Origin of the sequence: Streptomyces sp. NPDC056347 (assembly GCF_042262625.1) — a bacterium.
Classification (GTDB): domain Bacteria; phylum Actinomycetota; class Actinomycetes; order Streptomycetales; family Streptomycetaceae; genus Streptomyces.
In genome coordinates, this window is record NZ_JBHJQP010000041.1 from 1 (window position 1) to 23258 (window position 23258).

At 72.7% G+C, this 23258-nt stretch carries 17 protein-coding genes; 6 read left to right on the top strand and 11 right to left on the bottom strand.

Going from position 1 to position 23258, the window contains the following annotated elements:
• Together ACFCV8_RS12495 and ACFCV8_RS12500 are read right to left on the bottom strand one after the other, a co-directional pair.
• On the bottom strand, window positions 1–1587 hold a 1587-nt coding region (locus ACFCV8_RS12495; protein WP_376685275.1), incomplete at its 3' end, for a lipopolysaccharide biosynthesis protein.
• Window positions 1584–2849: a glycosyltransferase gene (locus ACFCV8_RS12500; RefSeq protein ID WP_376685276.1), complete on the bottom strand. Its 1266-nt coding sequence runs from the start codon at window positions 2847–2849 to the stop codon at window positions 1584–1586. The genes ACFCV8_RS12495 and ACFCV8_RS12500, both read right to left, overlap by 4 nt.
• Before the next feature lie 212 nt (window positions 2850–3061).
• Between ACFCV8_RS12500 and ACFCV8_RS12505 the strand changes: the two genes are divergently transcribed.
• Window positions 3062–3502, top strand: a complete 441-nt coding sequence (locus tag ACFCV8_RS12505) for an adenylyltransferase/cytidyltransferase family protein (RefSeq protein WP_376685277.1) — start codon at window positions 3062–3064, stop codon at window positions 3500–3502.
• Here the strand turns inward: ACFCV8_RS12505 and ACFCV8_RS12510 are convergent.
• Window positions 3477–4208 carry a CDP-alcohol phosphatidyltransferase family protein gene (locus tag ACFCV8_RS12510; RefSeq protein WP_376685278.1) on the bottom strand — a complete coding sequence of 244 codons (732 nt, stop codon included), beginning with the start codon at window positions 4206–4208 and terminating at the stop codon, window positions 3477–3479. The two genes, ACFCV8_RS12505 and ACFCV8_RS12510, sit on opposite strands and share 26 nt — an antisense overlap.
• Window positions 4209–4284: 76 nt before the next feature.
• Window positions 4285–4983, bottom strand: a complete 699-nt coding sequence (locus ACFCV8_RS12515) for a ribonuclease H (protein ID WP_376685279.1) — start codon at window positions 4981–4983, stop codon at window positions 4285–4287.
• A gap of 67 nt (window positions 4984–5050) precedes the next feature.
• On the opposite strand from ACFCV8_RS12515, the gene ACFCV8_RS12520 reads away from it, so the two are divergent.
• Window positions 5051–6790, top strand: coding sequence for a protein kinase (locus ACFCV8_RS12520; RefSeq protein ID WP_376685280.1), 1740 nt, complete (start codon window positions 5051–5053; stop codon window positions 6788–6790).
• A 29-nt stretch (window positions 6791–6819) separates the two neighbouring features.
• Here the strand turns inward: ACFCV8_RS12520 and ACFCV8_RS12525 are convergent, their stop codons facing one another.
• From ACFCV8_RS12525 to ACFCV8_RS12535, 3 genes are all read right to left on the bottom strand, one after another.
• On the bottom strand, window positions 6820–7464 hold the full coding sequence (locus ACFCV8_RS12525; RefSeq protein WP_376685281.1) for a hypothetical protein: 645 nt from the start codon (window positions 7462–7464) through the stop codon (window positions 6820–6822).
• The gene (locus tag ACFCV8_RS12530) at window positions 7461–8174 is read right to left on the bottom strand and encodes a hypothetical protein (RefSeq protein ID WP_376685282.1); all 714 of its coding nucleotides are present in this window, start codon (window positions 8172–8174) and stop codon (window positions 7461–7463) included. Before ACFCV8_RS12530 ends, ACFCV8_RS12525 begins: the two co-directional genes overlap by 4 nt.
• 124 nt (window positions 8175–8298) lie before the next feature.
• The gene (locus tag ACFCV8_RS12535) at window positions 8299–9273 is read right to left on the bottom strand and encodes an acetylxylan esterase (protein ID WP_376685283.1); all 975 of its coding nucleotides are present in this window, start codon (window positions 9271–9273) and stop codon (window positions 8299–8301) included.
• 748 nt (window positions 9274–10021) lie between these two features.
• Between ACFCV8_RS12535 and ACFCV8_RS12540 the strand changes: the two genes are divergently transcribed.
• Window positions 10022–11323, top strand: a complete 1302-nt coding sequence (locus ACFCV8_RS12540) for an ABC transporter substrate-binding protein (protein WP_376685284.1) — start codon at window positions 10022–10024, stop codon at window positions 11321–11323.
• A 77-nt stretch (window positions 11324–11400) separates the two neighbouring features.
• On the opposite strand, the gene ACFCV8_RS12545 is transcribed toward ACFCV8_RS12540, so the two are convergent.
• A complete protein-coding gene (locus ACFCV8_RS12545; protein WP_376685285.1) occupies window positions 11401–12546 on the bottom strand; it encodes a glycosyltransferase in 1146 nt (381 codons plus the stop codon).
• Window positions 12547–12775: 229 nt separating this feature from the next.
• Between ACFCV8_RS12545 and ACFCV8_RS12550 the strand changes: the two genes are divergently transcribed.
• Window positions 12776–13291: a DUF6630 family protein gene (locus ACFCV8_RS12550; protein WP_376685286.1), complete on the top strand. Its 516-nt coding sequence runs from the start codon at window positions 12776–12778 to the stop codon at window positions 13289–13291.
• 60 nt (window positions 13292–13351) lie between these two features.
• Here ACFCV8_RS12550 and ACFCV8_RS12555 read toward each other — a convergent pair whose 3' ends face one another.
• The 3 genes from ACFCV8_RS12555 to htpG all read right to left on the bottom strand — a co-directional run bounded on the left by ACFCV8_RS12555 (window position 13352) and on the right by htpG (window position 18461).
• The gene (locus ACFCV8_RS12555; protein ID WP_376685287.1) at window positions 13352–14839 is read right to left on the bottom strand and encodes an MFS transporter; all 1488 of its coding nucleotides are present in this window, start codon (window positions 14837–14839) and stop codon (window positions 13352–13354) included.
• Window positions 14840–14915: 76 nt separating this feature from the next.
• Window positions 14916–16400: an MFS transporter gene (locus ACFCV8_RS12560; RefSeq protein WP_376685288.1), complete on the bottom strand. Its 1485-nt coding sequence runs from the start codon at window positions 16398–16400 to the stop codon at window positions 14916–14918.
• Between the two features lie 123 nt (window positions 16401–16523).
• A complete protein-coding gene (gene htpG, locus ACFCV8_RS12565; protein WP_376685289.1) occupies window positions 16524–18461 on the bottom strand; it encodes a molecular chaperone HtpG in 1938 nt (645 codons plus the stop codon).
• 511 nt (window positions 18462–18972) lie between these two features.
• Here htpG and abc-f point away from each other — a divergent pair.
• Complete coding sequence (abc-f, locus tag ACFCV8_RS12570; RefSeq protein WP_376685290.1) at window positions 18973–20625, top strand: ribosomal protection-like ABC-F family protein; 1653 nt, start codon at window positions 18973–18975, stop codon at window positions 20623–20625.
• Between the two features lie 343 nt (window positions 20626–20968).
• The gene (locus tag ACFCV8_RS12575; protein ID WP_376685291.1) at window positions 20969–22954 is read left to right on the top strand and encodes a hypothetical protein; all 1986 of its coding nucleotides are present in this window, start codon (window positions 20969–20971) and stop codon (window positions 22952–22954) included.
• Window positions 22955–23258 lie beyond the last annotated feature (304 nt).

The window sequence follows — 23258 nt, forward strand, 5'->3', positions numbered from 1 at the left end:
CCGCCGGTCCGGGCGCCCGTGGCCCGGCCGGTGCCCGGCGGCGCGTTTGCGGGCCCGGTGCTCGGTACGGCCGAGGCCGGGGTGGAGCAGCGCGCCGAGCACCGTGCCGCCCGCCCCGCCGATGATCTCCCGGATGCGCTCCAGGTCGCTGCGGTGCACCTCGCGCGGGTCGCAGACCACGACGACGCCCTCCACCCGGTCGAGCAGTGCGACGGCGTCGGCGTACGCCAGTACGGGCGGGGCCAGCACGATGACCGCGGCGCCGGGCCGGTCGCCCTCGGCGAGGATGCGGCCGACCAGTGCCGAGGTCAGGGCGCGCGGCACATTGTCGGTGCGGCGGCCCGCGATCAGGGTGAAGGCGCCCGAGCCCGGCACGTCCACGTTCATCCGGCTCTCGGCCGGCCAGGACCACTCGCCCCGGTTGATCCGGTGCGGCGGGAAGCCCTGGACCGCGGGGCCGAGGCCGGCGGCCAGGGCGGGGGTGCGCAGGTCGGCCTCGACCAGGATGACGTCGCGGCCCATCTCGGCGAAGGCGGCGGCGAGGTTGGCCGCGGCGGCGGACGCCGCGGCACCGTCCCCGCGCGGGGCGGTGACCAGGAGCCTGCGGCCGCGGTCGAAGGACGGATCGTAGGCGAGCCGGAAGGCCACCGCCCGGTACTCCTCGGCGAGCCGGCTGCCGACGCGGCCGATGGCCAGCGGCGATCCGGTCGTGGGACGCTCCCTGGGCAGGGTGCCGAGCAGGGGCGCGCCGAGCGAGCGGACCAGCTCCCGCGTCGAGCGCACGGCCGGGTCGAAGACCAGGCGTACCCAGGACAGCAGCAGTCCGGACGCGATGCCGACGAGGCCGCCGAGCCCGAGCAGCAGCGGCAGGGAGGCGCCGCTCGGTCCGGTCGGTGCGGCGGGCTTCTTCGTCAGGTAGCCCGGCGTGGTGTCCAGGGCGCGCAACTCGGAGATCTTCCTGGAGAGTTCGGAGATCGAGACCACCAGGTTGGCCCGTGCGCTGGTCACGTCGTCGCTTCCGGCCGCCTGTTGTGCCAGCTGGTCGCGCTGGGCGGTGAGCGGGGCGAGCTGGGCGCGGTAGCCCTGGACCATGTTGGCGATGCTGTTCTCGGTGCGCTGCTGCCGGATCTCCAGATAGGCGGCGGCCAGGGCCTGGGCGCGCTGCTGGGCGAGCGCGGGGGTACGGCCGGTGTAGGCGAAGCGCAGGGCCAGGGTGTTGGGCGGGTTGGTGACCTGGAGGCCGGACAGCAGCGGCCCCACTTCCACCTGGTCGCCCTGCCGGGCGAGGTTGGCGGCGGCCAGTGTGCCCACGGTGTCGCTGACGGCGGTCTGCCGTTCGGAGCCGATGTTGATGCCTTTGTCGGCGGAGGCACCGGCGGCGAACGGGTCCGAGGCGGCGGAGCGAACGACGACCTCGCCGGTCGAGGTGTAGGCGTCCTCCCCGCTGAGGGCGAGCCAGCCGCCGCCGAGGAGCCCGGCGACCACTCCGGAGACGAGCAGGGTCCGGTAGCGCAGCAGCTGACGGAACTGGTCCCGCAGCAGCGCCGGTTCGTCCTGGTCCTCCAGGGTGGCGTTCGGCTGGTTCATCGACGTGGTCTCCCTTGTGTGTCCGCGAGGACCTCGGTGAGCAGGGCGTCGAAGCGGGCCAGGCCCGCCTCCCGGCCCAGATGGCGTGCGACGTACTGCGGTCCGTTGGCGCCGAGGGCGTCCGCCCGGGCCGGGGCCTCGACGAGATGGCGTACCGCCGACAGCAGGGCCGCCGGATCCTCGGGGTCGACCAGGAGACCGGCTCCGGAGTTCTGGACCTCCTGGGCGGTGCCGCCACCCTGCGCGACCGAGGCCACCACGGGGCGGCCCGAGACGAAGTACGAGGTGAGTTTGGAGGGCACGCTCATGTCGAGGACGGAGGCCCGCTGGGTCACCACGAGTACGTCGGCGGCGGCGAGGACGTCGGTGAACTCGTCCTCGTCGGCCGGGGGCAGGAAGTCGAGGTTGCGCAGGCCCGCCGCGCGAGCGCGCAGCACCTCGCGCTGGTTGCCGTCGCCCATCAGCACCACGCGTATCCGGGGGGCGAGGCGGGCGGCGTCGACCAGCACCTCCAGCCCCTGTTTGAGTCCCATGTTGCCGGCGTGCAGGACCACCGGGGTGCCCTCGCTCCAGCCCAGGCGCGCCCTGGTTCCGGCCCGGCCTGCCGAAGGCGCCCGCACATGGGACCAGTTGGGCACGGTGCGGATGCGTCCCGGGTCCACGCCGTACGCGGCGACGCGGGGCACGAAGCTCTCGTGGATGACGCCGACCAGCGCGGCGGAGCGCAGCGCGCGGCGTTCGGCGGCCGAGGCGAGGGCCGCCGCCCTGCCCCCGCCCCGGATGCCGCTCTGCGCGGCGGCGGCGCCCATCAGGTCCTGCACCACGGGGATGTACGGGGCCCGGTGCCGGGCGGCCAGCCGGGCGCCGATCACCCCTCCGGCGAGGCTGGGGATCTGGGAGACCACCGCGTCCGGCCGGCGCGTGCGCGGCGGCGCCAGCAGCCCGTGGCCGAGCAGCGTCGCTTCGAACAGTGCCCTGCGCAGGGCGCTCTGGCGGGGCGGCACGTAGTGCCTGCGCCGGTGCACGGTGACCCCGGCCCGCTCCTCGGTGACCCGCCACGCCCCCCGGTAGCCGGGGTCGGTGCGCCAGGACGGGTAGTGCGGCATTCCGGCCAGTACGTGGGTGTCGGCCCCGGCGGCGGCCCAGTGCTCGGCGAGCTGGGTGGCGTACGGGCCGATTCCGGTCAGCTCCGGCGCGTAGTTCGTCGAGACGACCAGCAGGGTGCGGCCGTCGAACGGTCGGTGAAGCTCGGCATCGGTCATGGCGCTCGCCTTCCCCCCGGGACCTTCTGTGTTCCCCGCAGGCAGCGGCCCCAAAAGCGAGCTTATCCGTTCACGAGATGCGCAACTGGTCGTCACAGTAAGGTCGTTGGACCATCAGCACCGATGCCCAAATCGCACCGCACCGGACGGCATGTCCGGACAACGGCCGTGCGGGACGCGGGTATCGCACCCACCTCGGGGGGAGAGAACGGATGGCGCACAGGGTCGGCTACGCGCCGGGGGTCTACGACCTGTTCCATGTGGGGCACCTCAACATCCTGCGGCATGCCCGCAGCCAGTGCGACTACCTCGTGGCCGGAGTCGTCTCCGACGAGATGGCGGAGCGCGCGAAGGGGCACCGGCCGGTGGTCCCCCTGACCGAGCGCCTGGAGATCGTGCGCAGCGTGCGCTACGTGGACGCGGCGTTCGTGGAGACCGTGCCCGACAAGGTGGAGACCTGGCAGCAGGTGCGCTTCGACGTCCTCTTCAAGGGGGACGACTGGCGGGGCACCGAGCGCGGGAAACGGCTGGAACGCGACTTCGCCGCGGTCGGCGTGGAGGTCGTCTACTTCCCGTACACCGTGCACACCTCCAGCACCCAGCTGCGCCGGGCGCTGGAGCTGATCGTCAGCCGTCAGTCCGGAGCGCTCTGAGTTCCCGGAACCACTTGACGAGGAACAGCGCCAGGAACAACGCGTGCACGGCGGCGAGGGCCGCGTAGCCGACGCGGAACGCGTCGCGGTCCCCGAGCAGCAGGAACACCAGGCAGAACACCCCGTAGTCGGCGGGCAGCAGCGCGAGCGCCCGCAGCCGGGAAGCCGGGGCGGCGGCGCCGGGGCCCGCGCCGGGCCGTGCGGCCGCCCTGCCCAGCTGCTCGCGCAGCAGCCCGGCGCAGAAGGTCAGCACGGCGGTGAACAGGAAACCCAGCGGCAGCAGCAGCCAGCCACCGCCGGGCGGTCCGCCGTACCGCTGGAAGGCGATCAGTACGGCGGTGTGCACCAGGATCATCTTGGCGCAGTCCACCACGTGGTCCAGCCACTCGCCGTCCGGGCCGCCGCACCCGGTGAGCCGGGCCAGCTGCCCGTCCGCGGAATCGAGGGCGAAGCCGACGGCGAGACCGGCGTAGACAGCGAGCGCGAGCCCGGGCGAGGGCCGGAACAGGGCCACCGCCGCGATCGCGGAGAAGGTGAATGCCGCACTGACCAGGGTGACCTGATTGGGCGTCAGGCCGATGCGGTACGCGGCCGCGGCGAACAGCCGGCCGGCCGGGCGGTTCACGTACCGCGAGTAGAGCGACACCCCCCTGGCCGTCTTCTGGGCGCCGCGCAGCTCTCGCAGAACCGTGCCCGTGCTTCGCATCCGTCCCCCCGGCGTGCCGCTCACGAAGCCGCATCATGGCACGCGGGCCCGGTCCGGCGCCGCCCCGCCGGCCGGATCAGACGGAGGCGGTACGGCACTCCGGGTGGCCCCAGCCGTCGGGGTTCTTGGCGATCATTTCCTGGGCCGCGTAGGGGCGCCCGCACCGGCAGCGGCCCGCGAACTTGGCCCGGATGGTGCCGGTGCGGGCCGGACGGGAGGCGCCCGGCCGCTTCCCGCTCCCGGACGACGCGCCGCCGCGACGGCTCTCGGTGGCACGGGCGGGGGCGGGCACCGGGGGCGCGGTGTCACCGTGTGCGGTGCCGGCCGGGCGCTGTGCCACGGCGGCCTCGCTGGCCGCCTGGTCGGCGACGGCGTTCAGCGGGTCGCCGTCGACCTGGTGGGCGGGCACGTAGGTGAACCGTACGGTGCGGCCGGTCAGCCGCTCGTCGATGCCGGTCACGAGCTCCTGGTTGGCCACCGGCTTGCCCGCCGAGGTCTTCCAGCCGTTGCGCTTCCAGCCCGGCAGCCACTTGGTCACCGCGTTCATCGCGTACTGCGAGTCCATCCGTACCTCCAGCGGCACGGCGGGGTCCGTGGCGGCCAGCAGCTCGTACAGTGCGGTGAGCTCGGCGACGTTGTTGGTGGCGGTGCCCAGCGGTCCGGCTTCCCAGCGCTCGGGCCGGCCCTGCGCGTCGGCCACCACCCAGGCCCAGGCCGCGGGTCCCGGATTTCCCTTGGACGCGCCGTCGCACGCGGCGATGATGCTCTCGTTCATGCCCCCGATCATGCCAGCGCACGGGGTGGGTGCGTGTCGCCGCGGTCCCGCCCCTTACTCTCTTCCCATGACCGCTGGGGGGCCTGAGCGCCGTGTGATCGACGACCGGTTCGAGCTGGTGAACAGGCTCGGCAGTGGTGGCATGGGCATGGTGTGGCGGGCCCACGACCTGGCCCTGCACCGTGATGTGGCGCTCAAGGAGGTCCGGCCCCCGGACCCGGCGCTCATGGAGAACGACCCGGAGTCGGCGCGGCTGCTGCGCGAGCGGGTGCTGCGCGAGGCACGGGCACTGGCCCGGCTGGACCACCCCGGGGTGGTCACGGTCCACCACATCGTGGACGGCGGCCCCGGCACGTATCCGTGGATCGTGATGGAGCTGGTGCCCGGCGCCTCCCTGGCGGAGCGCCTGGCCGAGGGCACCCTCGCCCCGGCCGAGGCCGCCCGGCTCGGACGCGGCGTGCTGTCCGCGCTGCGGGCCGCCCACGCCGCCGGAATCCTGCACCGCGACGTGAAGCCCGCCAACGTGCTGCTGCGGGCCGACGGGAGCCCGGTCCTCACCGACTTCGGCATCGCGGCGATCCGCGAGTCCACGAGCCTGACGGCGACCGGCTCCATCATCGGCTCCCCCGACTACATGGCGCCCGAGCGCATCCGCGGCGACGAGGGCGACCCGTCCTCGGACCTGTGGTCGCTCGGCATGATGCTGTACGTCGCCGTCGAGGGCCGCCACCCGCTGCGCAAGGCCACCACGCTGGCGACGCTGGCGGCGGTGCTGGACGAGGCGGTGCCACCGCCCCGGCAGGCCGGTCCGCTGGCCCCGGTGCTGACCGCACTGCTGGTCCGGGACACGGCCGCCCGGCCCGGCCCCGCAGAGCTGGACCGGTTGCTGGCCGCGGTGGCCGACGGCTCCGGGCCCCGGACCGCTCCCCCGCAGGACGCCGTACCGCCCCGGCGGGCCACGCCCGCCCCGCAGGACGCGGTGCCGCCGGGCCCCGGCTTCGGCCCCGCCCCGACCACCGTCCTGCCCACCGCCCCCGCTCCCCGGCCGGCCGATCCGTTCGCCCCGCCCGCCTTCCCGAACGCCGCGCCCTCGACGCTGGGGACCCGGGAGATCAACCGGCGGGTCCGGCGGGGCCGGGTCGTGGCGGTGTCCACCGCGCTCGCCGGGACGGCCCTGACCGGCGTCCTGGTGTGGTCGCTGCTGCCCGAGACGGACACGGGATCGTCCGGCGCCGGCACCGCCTCCGCCGCGGACCGGCCGCAGTCGGAACGTACGGCCGCGGGCCGTTCCGCCGGCAAGGGCACCACCTCGGACGACACCGGCCCGGACAGCACGGAGAAGACCCCGGCGGCGCCCAGGAACCTGCTGACGCCCGCCGGCGCCCGGTCCGTCATCGCCTCGCTCGAGCCGGTGATGGGCGGCACCGAGATCACCTCGTTCACGCTGTACGACGTGCACGCGAGCGCCGAGGCCCCGCTCGCGAAGAACAAGGCCCTGTACGACGTCTTCTCCTACCGGGACGGCAAGGCCGTCCGGGACCGCGCGGGCGGCACGCTCATGTCGGGTGCCAAGTCGGTGGACCTGCTGAAGTTCAACTGGGACGCCCTGCCCGGACTGATCCGCCGGGCGGACAAGGAACTGGGGGTCGCGGAGCCCACCACGCACTACGTGGACATCGACCCGGCGTCCCCGTTCGACGACTACCGGCCGACGCTCAGCGTCTACGTCTCGGACGAGTACGGCGGCGCCTATCTGCGGGCCGACATCCACGGCAAGGTGCTCAAGAAGTACCCGCGCGACAGCTGAGCCGCCGAACGGCCCGGCAGGCCCCGGGCTCAGCCCAGAACCGCCACCGCCACCAGCAGCACGGCGGCGACCGCCGCGCCCGCCACCAGGGCCCGCAGACCGGCCGGGCCGCCGCGACCGGCCCGCTCCACCTCGCCCCGGGGCGGGGTGAGCATCTCCGCCCTGGCCAGCCAGGCGCGCGGCGGGTTCTGCGGGACGACGACCCGCCAGGGCTGCTCGGGGTCGTACTCGACGACCGCCCTGGAGCGGTGCAGCAGCCCTTGGAGGTCGAGCGGGTGGCGGACCTCGACGCGGTACGGGGGCAGTCCGTCGGCCACCACGGTCAGGTCGAAGGCGAAGGCGGAGTTCACCGACCGCCCGTCGGCGACGGTCCGGCCACTGGCCCTGTCCACCGCCCGCACCTTGTTGACGACGGCGGGCGCGAAGGCGCGCGGGCCGTCGGAGCGCAGTGGGGCGGCGGCCGCGTTCTCGCCCATGTCCTCGGCGATCCTGCCGTACGCGGCCAGGGTGAGGGCCGACAGGGGGAGCCCGAGGAACAGCAGCCAGCGTGGTCCGTGCACGGCGCCCTGGACCGTGACCGCCAGGACGAGTCCGGTACCGAGCGCGCAGAGGACGGCGAGCGACCGGAAGACGCCGCGCAGCCGGGCGACGGGGGAAGGGGTCGGGATGCTCATACGAGGCGCAGCGCCTTCCTGCGGGGGATGACGACCCGGGTGCGGTCCGGGTCGTCGGGGCGGTCGGGGTCGTACAGCGCGAGGACGTCGCGGCGCAGTGCGAGACGTTCCACGACGGCCGGGACCTCGTGGTGGACCCCGGCGGCGTCGTCGAAGACGACGGTGACCTCGCCGTACTTTCCGCCGCCCGCGGAGCGCCAGCCCGTGAGCCGCGCGTCGGCCGTGGTGTAGCGGCGTGAGAACCTCCGCAGTCCGCCGCCCCGGCGCAGGCTGACCGCCGCTCCCCACCAGGCGGCCAGGCAGCCCGCGCCCGCGACGGACCAGAGGAAGGTGAGCCAGCTGGAGACGGCGAACTCGCCGAACGGGAAGATGATGTGGAAGGAGGTGGTGGTCCCCCGCTCGACCAGTCCCTCGTCCAGCGCGTCGTACCAGCCGGCGAGCGCGGCCGCGGCGGACAGCGAGACCATCGCACCGGGCACGGCCCGGTGCAGGTACCGGGCCGTGAGCAGTCCGAGGAGGACGGCCATGCCGATGCCCAGGAACGGGGCCACCGAGGCGAACTGGTCGCTGCCGCAGCTGCCGGTGCCGTCGCAGGTCCACCGCACGCCGACGGCTTCGTGGGCGGCGGTGTACCACATCAGCCAGACCTGCCACACCATCAGCGCGCAGGCGATGATGCGCATCGTCTGCGCGTAGATTCTCTGCCGCACGGTCCGCCCTTGCTCTTGATCACCGGCACGGGGTATTGACGCGCCCCGAAGGACCCTATACGGGGCGTCCGCGCCTTGTCCGTGACCCCGACCACGCTTGGCCGGACCGTCGGCCCGGTCCGGATCAGCCCGCGTCGTTCAGCGCCTCGCGCACCCAGCGGAGCTGGACGGCCTCGTGGAACATGTCGCCGCCCTCGTGCCCGTTGAACGAGTAGACCTCCATGCCCTTGCGGCCCGCGTACGCGTTGTACGCGGCGAAGACCGTGGAGGGCGGGCAGACCTGGTCCATCAGTCCGGCGGAGAAGAGGGCGGGGGCACTGCCCCGGGCCGCGAAGGAGACTCCGTCGAAGTAGGACAGGGTGCGCCGGACGACGTGCTCCTTGCCCCGGTGCATCTTGAGGTAGCGGGCGATCTCGGCGTACGGGTTGGAGTCGGTGAGCGTGACGGCCCGCTCGAAGTGGCAGAGGAAGGGGACGTCGGGGGCTATGGCCACCAGGTCGGGGAGGAGCCCGCCGACCGCGAGGGTGATGCCGCCGCCCTGACTGCCGCCGAGCACGACGGTGCGGGAGGGGTCGGCGAGCGGGTGGGTCCGGGCGGCTTCGACGGCGCGCACGGCGTCGGCGTAGACCCGGCGGTAGTAGTAGCTCCGGGGGTCCTCGATGCCCCGGGTCATGAAGCCAGCGACGGAGGGGCCCGAACCGGCCGGGTCGGGGGTGTCACCGACGTTGCCGCCGCTGCCCTGGCCCCGTACGTCCATGATGAAGTGGGCGTATCCGGCCAGCGGCCACAGGCCCCGGGTGTGCGGCAGGCCGCGTCCACCGTTGTAGCCGTGGAACTGGACGATGAGCGGGAGCGGGCCCTCGGCGCCCGCCGGTGCGCTGAACCAGCCCTTGATCGGGTGGCCGCCGAATCCGGCGAAGGTGGCGTCCCAGGTGCGCATGCCGGTCAGCCCGGTCTCGACGGGCTCGAAGGAGGCCGCGAGGTCGTGGGAGCGGGTGTCGTCGAGGGTCTTCACCCAGAATGCGTCGAAGTCATCCGGTTCATCCAACTGCGGTCGGTAGGTGCGCAGTTCGGGCAGCGGCAGGTCGAACAGGGCCATGAATACGGTCTCCTCGCGGTGGAATTTCCGAACGGCGTGCCGCACTGCGATGCGTCGTCGGACAGGGGCCCGATGGAAGGCACGGCACCGGCCCGCGCGACACCCGGGAATGCCATTCATTATGCGCAAACACATTGCACAGAGCGGCGTTACATCTCAATTAATCGCGCATTGCCGAGGGATCGTCAACATCCGTTGCCAACAAGCCGCAAACTCCCCGCACTCAAGGGTTGACGTTTCCGTAATGAATGGACGACGATTCCGCATGTTGCACGCCGGGTTCGCCGGCATGTGTGCGGCATTCGATCGAGGGAACGACCAGAGCGTGGGGCGGGCCATGTCCGTGCTGAGCGGCTTACTCAGCAGCCGGCCCGAGCCACGGGCCATCGACCCGGCCGGGGCGCATCGGCCCGGCACGCCCGCCACCCCCCATCCGCCGGCAGCCGGGCATCCGCTCGGCCCGGTGGCACGCGGTCCCCTCGGCCGCCCCTTCCCCCCAGGTACCCCGCCCGGCGCACCGGGCATCCGCGCGATCGACCACCGCACCGCGGAGCCCTTCCGCCGCCTCCCCTCGCCGGGAGTACGGTCCGCCGCCTCCGGGCCGCGCCCCACGGGCGCCTTCGCGGCCCCGCCCGCCGGTCACGCCGCACACGGCGCCCCCGGCGTCCGCCGCTGACCGCCGCCCGCGGCGGCGACCGCGGCACCCTTCCCCACCTCCAACTCCAGACCTTCGTACGGAGAGACCCTCATGACCAGGTTCGACCTCAGCAGACGCAACGCGCTTCGGATGTTCTCCCTCGGCGCCCTCGGAGTCGCGGGCTCCGGAGCACTGAGCGCCTGCGCGCCGTCCGGCACCGGATCGAACTCCAACGGCGGCGACACCAAGGCCAAGGACTTCCGGTTCACTTCCTGGTCGATGAACGAGAAGGCCAACAGGCCCGCCGTCGAGAAGATCGTCGCCGACTGGGAAAAGCTCAAGTCCACCAGCATCAAGACGACTTCGTACCCCTTCAACGAGTACCTGAGCCAGCTCACCGTCAAGCTGGGCGGCGGCGAGATCACCGGCGCGGTCCAGCTCGACATCGCCTGGCTCGGCACCATCGCCCAGACCGGCAAGCTCGCCAACCTGGGCACGACGGCCCCGAACGGCGGCTACACGGACGTGGCGCTGGAGAGCGGCACGTACAACGGGAAGCAGCTCGGGCTGCCGTGGACCACGGGGTCGATCGGCCTCGTCGCCAACGGAAAGCTCCTGGACAAGGCGGGGATCACCGAACACCCCACCACGACCGAGGAGTTCGAGTCGGTCCTGCGTGAACTGAAGGCGCTGGGCGGCGGTGTGGTGCCGTACGCCGCGGCGACGAAGGCGGCGCAGCTCAAGGACATCTTCCCGTGGATGCAGACCTTCGGCTGCACGCTCCTCGAAGGCGACCGGGTGACGATCGGCGACGACGCCTCGGTCGACGCCGTCACCTGGTACAAGCGGCTCTACGACGAGCGGCTGATCGCCCCCGACGTGGACCGATTCGACGCACGGGCCCTGTTCGCCCAGGGCAGGGCGGTGTTCTACGACGACGCCGTGATAGGCAAGGGCGTGATCGCCTCGCAGACCAAGGACAAGAAGCTCGCCGGTGCGATGCAGCCCGTGCCGCGTCCGGTCCTGCAGAAGGGCGACATCCCGCGGGCACTGCTGTGGGGCCAGGTCCTGGTCATCGTGCGGGGCCACGGCCAGGACGCGGCCACCGAGTTCGCGCTGCACACCACCTCGGACAAGGAGACGGTCACCGAGTACTTCGAGCAGGTCGCGCTGCCGCCGACCACCACCGAGGGGCTGGAGGACCCGAAGGTCCAGGGCGACGCCTTCACCACGGACTGGACCGAGAAGATCACGGGGACGGCGACCGGCAGCCCGTTCTGGCGGTTCGCCAAGAGCGCCCAGATCGAGGAGGCGGTCGCCAAGCAGGTGCAGGCGGTGCTGGTCGGCTCGGCCACGGCCAAGGAGGCCATGCGGGAGGCCGGACAGACGGTCAAGGACCTGGTCCGGGGCTGATCCCGGGACCGGCCCCGCCCGGCCTCGGTGCGCGAGGCGGCCGGGCATCCGGCCCGGCCGCCCGCGGTGATCCGGGGTCAACCGCCCAGAACGCCGAGCACTCCGTCGGCCGAGGGGGTGTTCCGCACCTCCTCGGCCAGCTTCCCGGCCCGCTCCCGGAATGACGGCTCCGTGAGGATCCGCTCGACGGCCGCACCGATTCCCCGCACGTCGTCGGCGCTCAGCATCACCGACTCGCCGCCCCGCCCGCCGGTCGGGGTGACACTCGCCCCAGCCCCCGTCCCGGCCACCAGCCGCGCATTCTCCGGCTGGTCGGCGAAAAGGGGGACGCAGACCAGCGGGACACCGGCCGCGAGAGCCCCGTACACCGTTCCCGACCCGCCGTGGCACACCACGACGGACGCCTCGCGCAGTACGTCCTCCTGCGGCACCCACGACTCCACGCGGACGTGCGGGGGCTGCGGTCCGAAATCGGCGGGGTCGAGGTGGTGCCCGGTCGTGAGCAGTACGCGCACCGGCAGCGCACCCACCGCCTCCAGCAGGCCCCGGTACAGCCCGGCCGCGGTCGGCAGGGCGCCCGCCTCGGAGCCGAGCGTGAGATGTACCAGCGGCTCCTTCGCCCCGCCCCACCAGTCCGGCAGGGCTCCCGGCCGGGCCTCCTCGTGGTAGCGGTGGGTCACGTCGTAGGGGGACGGGTCCATGGAGGCGGGCAGACGGGTCAGGTACGGGGACGCCAGGAGCCGCCCGGCGATGCCGGAGCCGTAGGCGTCGAGCACCGGGCCCACCAGCGGGTCGGTGACGGCGGTGAACCTCCCGGCGGAGACCGCGACGCGGGCGTGCGGGATGCCGTGGCGCTCGGCCGCCACGACGGAGGAGAACTCGAAGGTCTCGTGCAGGACCAGATCGGGCCGCCAGTCCCGGCAGGCCTCCTCCGTGGCGGGGAGCATCGCGGCGGTGCCGAGCCGGCCGAACCCCTCGGAGACCATCAGGAAGACCCCGTCGTCCGGGCCGAGCCCCATCGCTCGCGCCCTGACATCGGCGATGGCTTCCGGTGGCGGCTCCCCGCCGATCCGGTACGGCTGCTTGCGGGCCGCGAGCACCGGTTCGAGCGCCGGAGGAGCGACGACGAGAACCTCGTCGCCGCGCGCCGCGCACGCGTCGATGAGAGGAACGAGCGGGTAGAAGTGGCCCGCGCCGCGGGTCGAGGCGAAAAGTACACGCATGGGACCGAGCGTAGGTTTCGCCGCCCTTCGCCCACAGGGTTACTTTCCGCCTGATTCCGGCGTGATACCGGCGTTTGGTCTGCCGCGCCCCGCCAAGTCCTCGCACTTCTCGTACTCCTGGCTCCTCCCGTCGGTTGTCGTACCCCTGTGCCAGGGTTTCTCATGAGCGCCGACCGGGGCGTTCGCGTACCGGGGCCGAGCACGGCCCGGTTTCCCAAGGAGAACGCCCATGTCCGGCACCGAAGTTGTCGCCACGTCCCTGGCCGCCGTGACGGCCCTGCTCGCCCCGGCACGTCCGGCCGTCGCCGAACGGGTGCTGCTCGCACACCGCGACCCCGAAGGCTATGTGCGTCTGTACGCGGACGAGTTGGAGGATCGGGGCGTCGACGAGCCCGTCCCGGAGCTCCTGCGGATAGCCCTCGTCGACGCCCTCCACGCGCACGGGCTGCTCGCCGAATTCGACTGGAAGGAGCATCCGGAGGAGATCCGGGCCCAGTTGCGCCTGCTGGACTCCGCACCCTCCGCCGATCCCTGGGCGCTGCTCGAGGACGGTGACACGCGGCTGCACACGTACGACTTCCTGGAGGTCTGCGGCCGCCGCTACCGCGACGTCGGCGCGGCGCTCGCGGTGATCGATCTGGAGTCGGACTGCTATCCGGTGGTGTGCCTGCGGGCGGCGCGGACCGGGGAGCTCATCGCGAGCGCCGCGGGCGCGGGGATCGCCGTGCATGTGCTCGGTTCCTGATCCGGGCCTTTCCCGGGCTTTCGGGCAGGGCATTTCCCGGGCCTCCCGGTGGTGTTGCGGTCAGGTGCCGCGGGCCCGGGTGGCGAGGACGGCGGCCAGGACGCCCGGCACCAGCAGCAGCGCGAACGCCGCGACGTACCCGGTGTGGTCGTCCGAACCGGCGCTCAGGAAGGCGTTGAAGACCGCGGAGGCGATGCCCAGGATCAGGATCTGCCCCAGGTTCTGGTTGGTCTGCATGGCACTGCTGGCGTAGCCCTGCCGGCCCTGGGGGGCGTGGGCGAGCGAGAGCACGGTGAGGGAGGGGGCGAGCAGGCCCATGCCGGTCGCGGCGACCACCATCGACGAGGCGGCGGTGACCGGCGGCACACCGGGCAGCGATCCGACGACGGCGAGCCCGACCGCCGCCACCTGTACCGACGCGCCCACCACGACCAGGCGGTGGCGCGGGGTCCCCTCCGGCAGGCGGCCCTGCACCCAGGAGGCGGCCGCCCAGGCCAGCGCGGCACCGGTGAACGCCAACCCCGTCACGACCGGGGCCACGTCGCGGCCGGTGACCAGCATCAGCGGCACCAGCGCCTCCAGGGTGAAGAACACTCCCGAGCTCAGCCCGCGCAGCAGCACCGTGGCGGGCAGTCCGCGCGCGGCGCGCCAGGTGCCCGTCGGCAGCAACTGGGAGGCGAACAGGACCAACAGGGCCAGTCCCGCGGCCGCGAACAGCAGATGGCGCGTGTCCCAGCCCGATGCGCCGTACTGGCCGAGCGCGGCTCCCACGCTCACCGCCAGCGCCACCAGCAGCGCGGGGCGCGGCGTGTCGTCCTCGGCGGACGCAGGCGCGGACGCGGAAGCGGGCTGCCAGGAGCGGCGGCGCAGCACGGCGACCACCGCCAGGGCCGGGAGCGCCGTGAGGGCGGCCAGACCGTAGAACACCGCACGCCAGGACCACCATTCGGCCACCAGCCCGGCCAGCGGCGGGCCGACCAGCGAGGGGACGATCCAGCAGGCGCTCATCAGCGCCAGGGCCCGCGGCTGGAGCCGGTCGGGGTACGCCTGGCCGATCGCCGCGTTGACGGACACCGCGATCATGCCGCCCGCGACACCGTCCACGAAGCGTCCTGCGGCCAGTTGCCAGACCGAGCCGCTGGCGGCCGAGACCAGCAGGGTGAGCACCGCCAGCACCATGCCGACCGCCAGCGGGCGATGCGCCCCGGCCCGGTCCGCCCAGTGTCCGCCCAGTACCCCGCCCAGCAGGCTCGCGGCCACGAAACAGCCCGCCACCAGCGGGAAGAGCGCCACCCCGTCCAGGTCCCGGACGGCCGTCGGCAGGGTGGGCACCACGGCGAGCGCGGCGAGCCCGGTCAGGAACATCACCGCGGCGAAGCCCGCGGTGGCCGCCCGGTGCGTCCGGGAGAACAGCCCTTCCGCGGCCTCGGATTCCACGGGAGCACCACCGGGCGCCCCGCGCCGGGCACGCCCGGCGAGCCGTTTCGTGACCGGCCGGGTGAAGGTCGTGGGCGCGGCGGGTGGTGTGCTCTCGGGGGCGTCAGTCACGGACCGAAAAGCTATGCGGCTCCGCGAGGTGTGTGCCACCGGTTTTCCGCTCGCCTCTCCCGCCCCTGGGGCCCGGTCAGTTCCCGGTCGGCTCGGACGCCGCGGCCTCGGTGGCGGGCCGGGCCGTGGCGGACCCGGCCGGGTCGCGTCCGGGCAGGAAGGACGCGACGAGGAAGGCCACCAGCGCGGCACCGGCGCCGATCGCCAGGACGGTGCGGAAGCCGTTCTCCGAGGGCACGTCGAGCGGTCCGAACCGGATGGTCATCTGGGCGAGTACGACGCCCGCCACAGCACTGGCGGCGGAGGTGCCGATGGCCCGGGTGAGGGTGTTGAAGCTGTTGGCGGCGGCGGTCCCGGAGACCGGCACCGCGGCCATGATCAGTGCGGGCATGGCTCCGTAGGCCAGGCCGATCCCGGCCCCGATCACGGCCGAGACCAGCAGTAGCTGCCAGATGGCGGACATCAGGACGATGCCCAGCAGATATCCGGCGGCGACCACGACGGCCCCGGTCATCAGCGTCGCTCTGGGGCCGCGGTCGCGGGAGATGCGCGCCGACAGCGGTGCGACCGCCATCATGACCAGCCCGGACGGGCCCATGACCAGACCGACGGTCAGCAGCGAGGCCCCCAGGCCGTATCCGGTGGCTCTCGGCAGCTGGATCACCTGGGGCAGTACGAGCGAGACCGCGAACATCGCGAAGCCGAACACCGTCGAGGCGATGTTCGTCAGCAGCACCTGCCGGCGGGCGGTGGTCCGCAGGTCGACCAGCGGCTGCCCGGTACACAGCTCCCAGCGGCCCCATACCGCCAGGACGACGAGCGAGACTCCCATCAGGCCGAGCGTCCATCCACTGGTCCAGCCCCAGGCCGCCCCCTTCGAGATCGCGAGGAGCAGGCAGAGCAGGGCCGCGGACAGCCCGACCGCGCCCACCAGGTCGAACCGTCCGCCGGTACGCACCTGCGACTCCGGCACCAGCGCCAGGACGAGCGCCGTGGCGACCGCGCCCATGCAGGCCGCCACCCAGAACAGCACGTGCCAGTCGACCCGTTCGGCGAGGAAGGCGGCCGCGGGCAGCCCGAGGGCGCCCCCGATCCCCAGGGAGGCCCCCATCAGCGCGATCGCCGAGCCGAGGCGTTCGGCGGGCAGTTCGTCACGCATGATGCTGATGCCCAGCGGAATGACCCCGGAGGCGAGGCCCTGGAGGGTCCGGCCGACGATCATCGGGCCGAGGCCCTCGCTGAGGGCGGCGACCACGGAACCGGCCACCAGGAGGAGCAGGCTGGCCAGCAGCATGCGGCGCTTGCCGTGCATGTCCCCGAGCCTGCCCATCACCGGGGTGGCGACCGCTCCGGCGAGCAGGGTGGCGGTGATCGCCCAGGTCGCGTCGGAGGCGGAGGCGTGCAGCAGGTCGGGAAGCTCGGGGACCAGCGGGATCACGATCGTCTGCATCAGTGAGACGACGATCCCGGAGAACGCGAGCACGGCGACCAGACGGTCCGCCGCTTCGGGCCGGGCCTCCGGGGGCCGGCTCCTGGCCGGGGGCGGGGCGCTGGACTTCACGGAGACCTCCGTTGCGGCGTGCGTTCGGGAGGACGGCGACGCGGAATCGGGTCCCGTCCCGTACGGCCCGGCCGGTGGGACGCGCCTCGTCGGTGCGAGGCGCGTCCCTCCGCGCGGTGCTGGTTACAGGGTGCGTTCGAGCCGGTCGGCCATCAGCCGGACGAAGCGGGAGGGGTCGGCGAGCTCGCCGCCCTCGGCCAGCAGGGCCAGGTCGTACAGGAGCTCGGCCGTCTCCTCCAGACCGGTCCCGGCGCTCTCGCCCCGGGCCGCGTACGCCTTGTTCAGGCCGCCGACCAGGGGGTGCTCCGCGTTGAGTTCCAGGATGCGCTTGACGTGCGGCACTTCCTGGCCCATCGCGCGGTACATGTTCTCCAGGGCGGGCGTCACGTCGTGCGTGTCGGAGACGATGCAGGCCGGCGAGACGGTGAGGCGGGAGGAGAGCCGTACCTCCTTGACGGTCCCACCCAGCCGCTCGGTCATCCAGCCGAGCAGATCCGCGTACTCCTGCTGGCGGCCCTCGCGCTCGGTGGCGGCTTCCTTCTTCTCCTCCTCGGTGCCGAGGTCCACCTCGCCCTTGGCCACGGACCGCAGCTTCCTGCCGTCGAACTCGGGGTCCGCCTCGACCCACACCTCGTCCACGGGGTCGGTCAGCAGCAGCACCTCGACGCCCTTGGCCCGGAAGGCCTCCATGTGCGGGGAGTTCTCGATGGCCTGCCGGGACTCGCCCGTCAGGTAGTAGATGTGCTCCTGGCCGTCCTTCATCCGGTCCACGTAGCCGCGCAGCGTGGTCGGCTCGTCCTCGTCGTGGGTGGTGGCGAAGGACGAGATGCCGAGGATCGTCTCCCGGTTCTCGAAGTCGCTCAGCAGCCCCTCCTTGACGACGCGGCCGAACTCCCGCCAGAACGTGGCGTACTGCTCCGGCTCGGCGGACATCATGTCCTTGACCGTGGACAGCACCTTCTTCGCCAGGCGCCGGTGCATCAGCTGGATCTGACGATCCTGCTGGAGGATCTCGCGCGACACGTTGAGCGACAGGTCCTGGGCGTCCACGACACCCTTGACGAAGCGCAGGTACGGCGGCATCAGCGCTTCGCAGTCGTCCATGATGAAGACGCGCTTCACGTACAGCTGGATGCCTCGCTTGTACCCCTGCATGAACAGGTCGTGGGGCGCGTGCGAGGGGATGAAGAGCAGCGCCTGGTACTCGAAGGTGCCCTCCGCCTGAAGCCGGACGGTGGTGAGCGGGTCGATCCAGTCGTGGCTGATGTGCTTGTACAGCTCGTGGTACTCGTCGTCGGAGACCTCGTCGCGCGAGCGCGCCCACAGGGCCTTCATCGAGTTCAGCGTCTCCGGCTCGCGCGGGGTGTCGTCGGCCTCCTCCCCTGCGGCCCCGGCGCCCTCGGGCGCGCTCTCCGCGGCCATCCTGACCGGCCAGGTGATGAAGTCGGAGTACCGCTTGACGATCTCCCTGATCTTCCACGGGGAGACGTAGTCGTGGAGCTGGTCGTCCGTGTCCTCCGGCTTGAGCCGCAGCGTGACCGCGGTCCCCTGCGGCGCGTCGTCGACGGTCTCGACGGTGTACGTGCCCTCGCCGGTCGACGTCCACCGGGTGCCCTGGCTCTCACCGGCCCGCCGGGTCAGCAGTGTGACCTCGTCGGCCACCATGAAGCTGGAATAGAAGCCGACGCCGAACTGACCGATCAGTCCTTCGGCCTCGGCGGCTCCCTCGGCCTCCTTGAGTTCGCGCAGGAACTTCGCGGTGCCCGAGTTCGCGATGGTCCCGATGAGCTGGACCACTTCGTCGTGGGACATCCCGATGCCGTTGTCCCGCACGGTCAGGGTGCGGGTCTGCCGGTCGGTCTCGATGGCGATGTGGAGATCGGACACGTCCGCGTCGAGCGAGTCGTCGCGCAGTGCTTCGAGCCGCAACTTGTCGAGCGCGTCGGAGGCGTTGGAGACGAGTTCGCGCAGGAACACGTCCTTGTTCGAGTAGATCGAGTGGATCATCATCTGCAGAAGCTGTCGCGCTTCCACCTGAAACTCGAACGTCTCAGTGGGCATAATTCCGTGATTCCTTCTCAGGTCCGCGGTTCGGGAACTGGCCTGAGCACTTTAGATCAGCTGGTCATGACATCGGACGGCTTCCGCCAACTGCTCCCCGCGTTGGATACGGTGTGTCCGATCGCCCGTGCCTCATGAATCCTCCCGAGGGATTGCACAGCAGCTCGAACCACGCTATAGGACCCATCAGCCACGAGCCGTGAGCCACGAGCACCCCGGAGTGGCCGTGCACTCCCGGAAGCGCTTCTGACCACGAGCTTTGCCCGCCCCGCTCCCGGACTTCCGCGGGCGCGGCCCGGCCGGGCGCGGATGAGCGGGTTACCAGGTCCGACCGTCCCCGGATGAGCCGGGTGCTGTGGATCAGGGCCTTCGTGCCCCGAAACGGATTGAGGCGAGAGGCTTCGTCTTGTTACGGTGAGGCCATGGCTTTCCTTTTCTTCGTCTGAGTCCGGGCACGGCCCCTGCCGCCGTTTCTGCTGCCCGTAGACCCTTCGTACCCAGGGAAAGTTCCATGCGCGACCGCGCCCGTATTGCCCTGCCCACCGCCGTTGCCGCAGTGGCGCAGCTGTCCGTCAGGTCCGTCGCCAAGTCGTACGGCACCCGGACCGTCCTCGACCAGGTGTCCTTCACCGTCCGGCCGGGCGAGAAGGTTGCTGTCATCGGTGAGAACGGCTCCGGCAAGTCCACCTTGCTGCGGCTGCTCGCCACGGCCGAGACGCCGGACGCCGGGGAGGTCACCGTCCGTTTTCCCGGCGGAACCGGCCACCTCGCCCAGACCCTCGGCCTCGGTGCGGACCGCACCGTGCAGGACGCCGTCGACCTTGCTCTGAGCGAACTGCGCGACATGGAGCGAGGGCTCCGTGCGGCAGAGGATTCCCTCGCCGGCGCGTCGGACGAGGAGCTTGCCGCGTACGGCGAGCTGTTGACCGCCTACCAGGACCGCGGCGGATACGAGGCGGACGCCCGTGTGGACGCCGCCATGCACGGGCTCGGGCTGGCCCGGATCACCCGGGAGCGCCTGCTCGGCTCGCTGTCCGGCGGCGAGCAGGCGCGCCTCGCGCTCGCCTGTGTCCTGGCCGCCGCCCCCGAACTGCTGCTTCTGGACGAACCGACGAACCACCTCGACGCGACCGCCGTGCGCTGGCTGGAGGAGCACCTGCGCGCGCACCGCGGCACCGTCGTCGCGGTCACGCACGACCGCGGCTTCCTGGAGCGCATCGCCACCACGGTCCTCGAGGTCGACCGGGACGAGTGCAGCGTGCGCCGGTACGGCGACGGCTGGGCCGGCTACCGCGCCGCGAAGGCCGCCGCCCGGCGCGGAGCGGAGCAGCGGTACGCGGACTGGGTCGAGGAGGTGGCCCGCGCGGAGGAGCTGCTGGAGGCCGCCGACAGGCGGCTGGCCACCACCGGCCGCGACCCGAAGCAGGGCTTCGGCAAGCACCGCCGCTCCAGCGAGGCGAAACTCGGCGGACAGGTGCGCTCGGTACGGGAACGGCTGGACCGGCTGCGGCGCAACCCGGTGGCGAAGCCGCCGGCACCGCTCCGGTTCACGACAGCGCTGCCGACGACGGCCGGCGCCCCGGCCCGGGGCACACTCGCCGAGCTCGGCGACGTACGGGTCGGGGAACGTCTGTGCCTGGAGGGGCTCCTGACCATCGAGCCCGGAGGACGCCTCCTGGTCACGGGCGAGAACGGCGCGGGCAAGTCGACGCTGCTGCGCGTTCTGGCGGGCGACCTGCAGCCGGACGCGGGCACGGCGCGCCGCCCCGCCCGGATCGGCTATCTCGCCCAGGAGCTGCCCGCGAAGGCCACGCGACTGCCGCTGCTCGCGGCGTTCGCCGCCGGGCGGCCCGGGCTGCCGGACGAGTACGCCGAACAGCTCCTGTCCCTGGGCCTGTTCCGCGAACAGGATCTGCACGTCCCGGTCGCCGCCCTGTCCGTGGGGCAGCAGCGGCGACTGCAGATCGCGACCCTGGTGACCCGGCCCGCGGACCTCCTCGTCCTCGACGAGCCGACCAACCACATCGCGCTCGACCTGGTCGAGGACCTTCGAGCGGCGCTCACGGCTTACCCGGGGGCGGTGGTCGCGGTCTCTCACGATCGCGACTTCCGTGCGCGCTTCGAAGCCGAGCAGCTGGAACTGCACGCCGGCCGCAGGCGTTGACCCGGCCCGCCCCGCCGCCGTCGCGGCGGCCGTCGCGGCCGGGCGCTCGTGGCCGGGTGCTCGTGGCCGGGTGCTCGTGGCCGGGACCGATGCTCCCGGCCCGTCGCTGAACGGCGAGGCTGCCAGGAGATCCACCAGGCCGTTTCGTGGGTGGACGCTCCGCGTGCACGACGGGCAGCGCGGTGGTCACCACCAAGTCCTGCGGGGCACCACGCTGCCCTTCGCCGACGATTCCAGGCGGGCATGGGCACCTGGTCCAGCGATCCGGCAGAGGCTGGCTTCCGATGGCAGGATGTCCGTCGGGGAGTCGGTTCACGAGCTGACGGGGGTCCGAATGGCAGGCATGGCGCTCGAGGCGCTGGACGATGTGCCGTGGGAGCGGCTGGAGTCGGCGCTCGAGCGCCACCCGGCCGAGGAAATGGGGCGAGTGCTGCGTCGCCTGGCGCTCCGGGGCGGCGCGGCGACCGACGAGGACTGCTCTCCCCTGTTCGACTGCTTCGCGGCGTACACCGGACGCGTAACGTCCGTCGCAACCGCCGCGCTGCCGTTCGTGGTTGCACTCGCCTGCGATCCGGACATGGGCGCCCGGGCCACGCTCGTCCTGCTACTGGCGGCTGTTTCCGAGGGGGCGGCCGGAGCCGACCCGGGCCTGGTCGACGCGGGGTGGCACGAGATGTGGCCGGCCCAGCGCCCCCGGATCCGGGCGCTGCTCGCGGACCCCATGCCCGAGGTGCGCAGGGAAGCCCTGCCCCTTGGAGGGACTGTCGGCGCGCTGCTCGAGCGGTGGCACACGGAAACGGACCCAACGGTGCGGCTGCCTCTGCTGCTCGCGCTGGGGACCGTCGCGGCCGGACCCGCCCCGACCGGGCAGGTGGACCGGGTGCGGGCGGTGGTGGCCGAGGTGCTGCGGACGGGCAGTCCCGTCATGCGGGTCGCGGCCGTTCACGCCTGGGCCGAGTTCGATCCCCGGGCGCCGGTCCGTGAGCTCGACCTGCTGGTGGAGGTCCTGTCCGACCCGGCCACGCGTCCGCGGTTCGAGGCGACCTGGTGCATGCCGGGCATCGATACCGCCTTCACCCGTGAGGATGTCGTCTCCCGGACGGCCCACCTGCTCGAGGGTGCGCCGCGGACGCTGCTCGCCTTCGTCGTCCGGCTCGTCGAAGCGGCGCGCCGGAACGGGGACACCCTGCTGTGCCGCGCCGCGCTGGACGAGGGATGGAAGCTGCTGGTGGTTCGGCCCTCCGCCGCATCATCGCTGTTGCCGCTCGCGGGCGCGCTGCTCGCCGAGCCGGACGACGGCGTGAGGTACCGGGCCGCCCACCTGCTGGCCGTGCTCGGTTCGCGGGCGGCTCCGTACGCCGATGAGTTGGCCGCGCTCCTCGACGACCCGGGCGAGGACGAGCTTCTTGAGGGTACCGTCGGCGACCACGCTCGCTGGGCGCTGACCCGCATCGGCGACGAGCGCGCCCTGCCTAGACTGGTCGAGCGGCTGTACGCGTTGTCCCAGGACCAGTACTCCTGCGGGTACGTCATGGGCGACCCGCACCTGCCGGAGACCGGGGACGTCCTGGCCCCTCTGCCGGCGCACGCGGAGGCCCTGCTGCCCGAGATACGCCGGCTGCTCCGGGGCGACGACATGGGCGGCTCGCTGACCCTCTGCTTCCTGCGCGTCCTCAAGGCATGGGGGCCGGCCGCGGCACCCGCGCTGCCGGAAGTGGTGGCTCTGCTGGACGACTCCCGGTGCTCGCCGCACGCAGTCGATGCGCTGGTGGCGATGGGACCGGCTGCGAAGGCGGCCGAGCCCGCCGTGCGCCGCTGCGCAGCCCTCGACTCTTCAGGCGACCATCGCAAGGCGGCCTGGGCGGCCTGGCGGCTGGGCGGCGACCGCGAAACGGCGCTGCGGATCATCGGCGAGGCGGTGCTGACCGCAGAGGGGCCGGGTTGCGCTCCCGTCGGTCTCCTCGGCGATTTCGGACCGGCGGCCGCACGCTACGCCGACCGTGTCCGGCATGTCATGGAGCACAGCGACAGCTGGATGCGGATCGACGCGGCGGTCGCACTGTGGTCGATCACCGGCGAGCCGGAGCCGACCCGATCCGTCGTGGAGGAGTACCTCTTCCCCGTCATCATCGGACATGACGTCTACGACCCCACCCTCGACGCGCTGCGCGCCCTCTCCAGGATCGGCACGGTCTCTCCGGCCGCGCGGGCAACCCTGCGTACGGTGCGGGAATCCGACCGGCGGCTGTCGGCGTACCGTGACTACCGGGCCTTCCTGGAACACGAGAAGGTCCTGTCCGCGATCGACGACGTCCTCGCTCTGCCCTGACGACCGGCCGGCGGGCGATACCGGAAGCAGGCCCGATGTCCCCGAACGCCGTGAACGGTGAGGACGGGCCGATCGAGTGCGGCTCCAGCGGTTCGGATCGGATCTCGGGCCGCTGCTCGATGCGTACGCCGAGCAGCTCCGCCGGATGTCCCGTCCCTTTCGAGCCGACAGCCGACCGGTCGCCGATCCGTGCGGTTGCCCCGGCTGACGGCTGGTCAGCATGCCGGGCCGCCGCTGACGGCTCCTGCGGACGGCGTGCTTCCTGTCGCCCGCATCCGGGCCGAGCGGGCGCCTGGCCGGACCG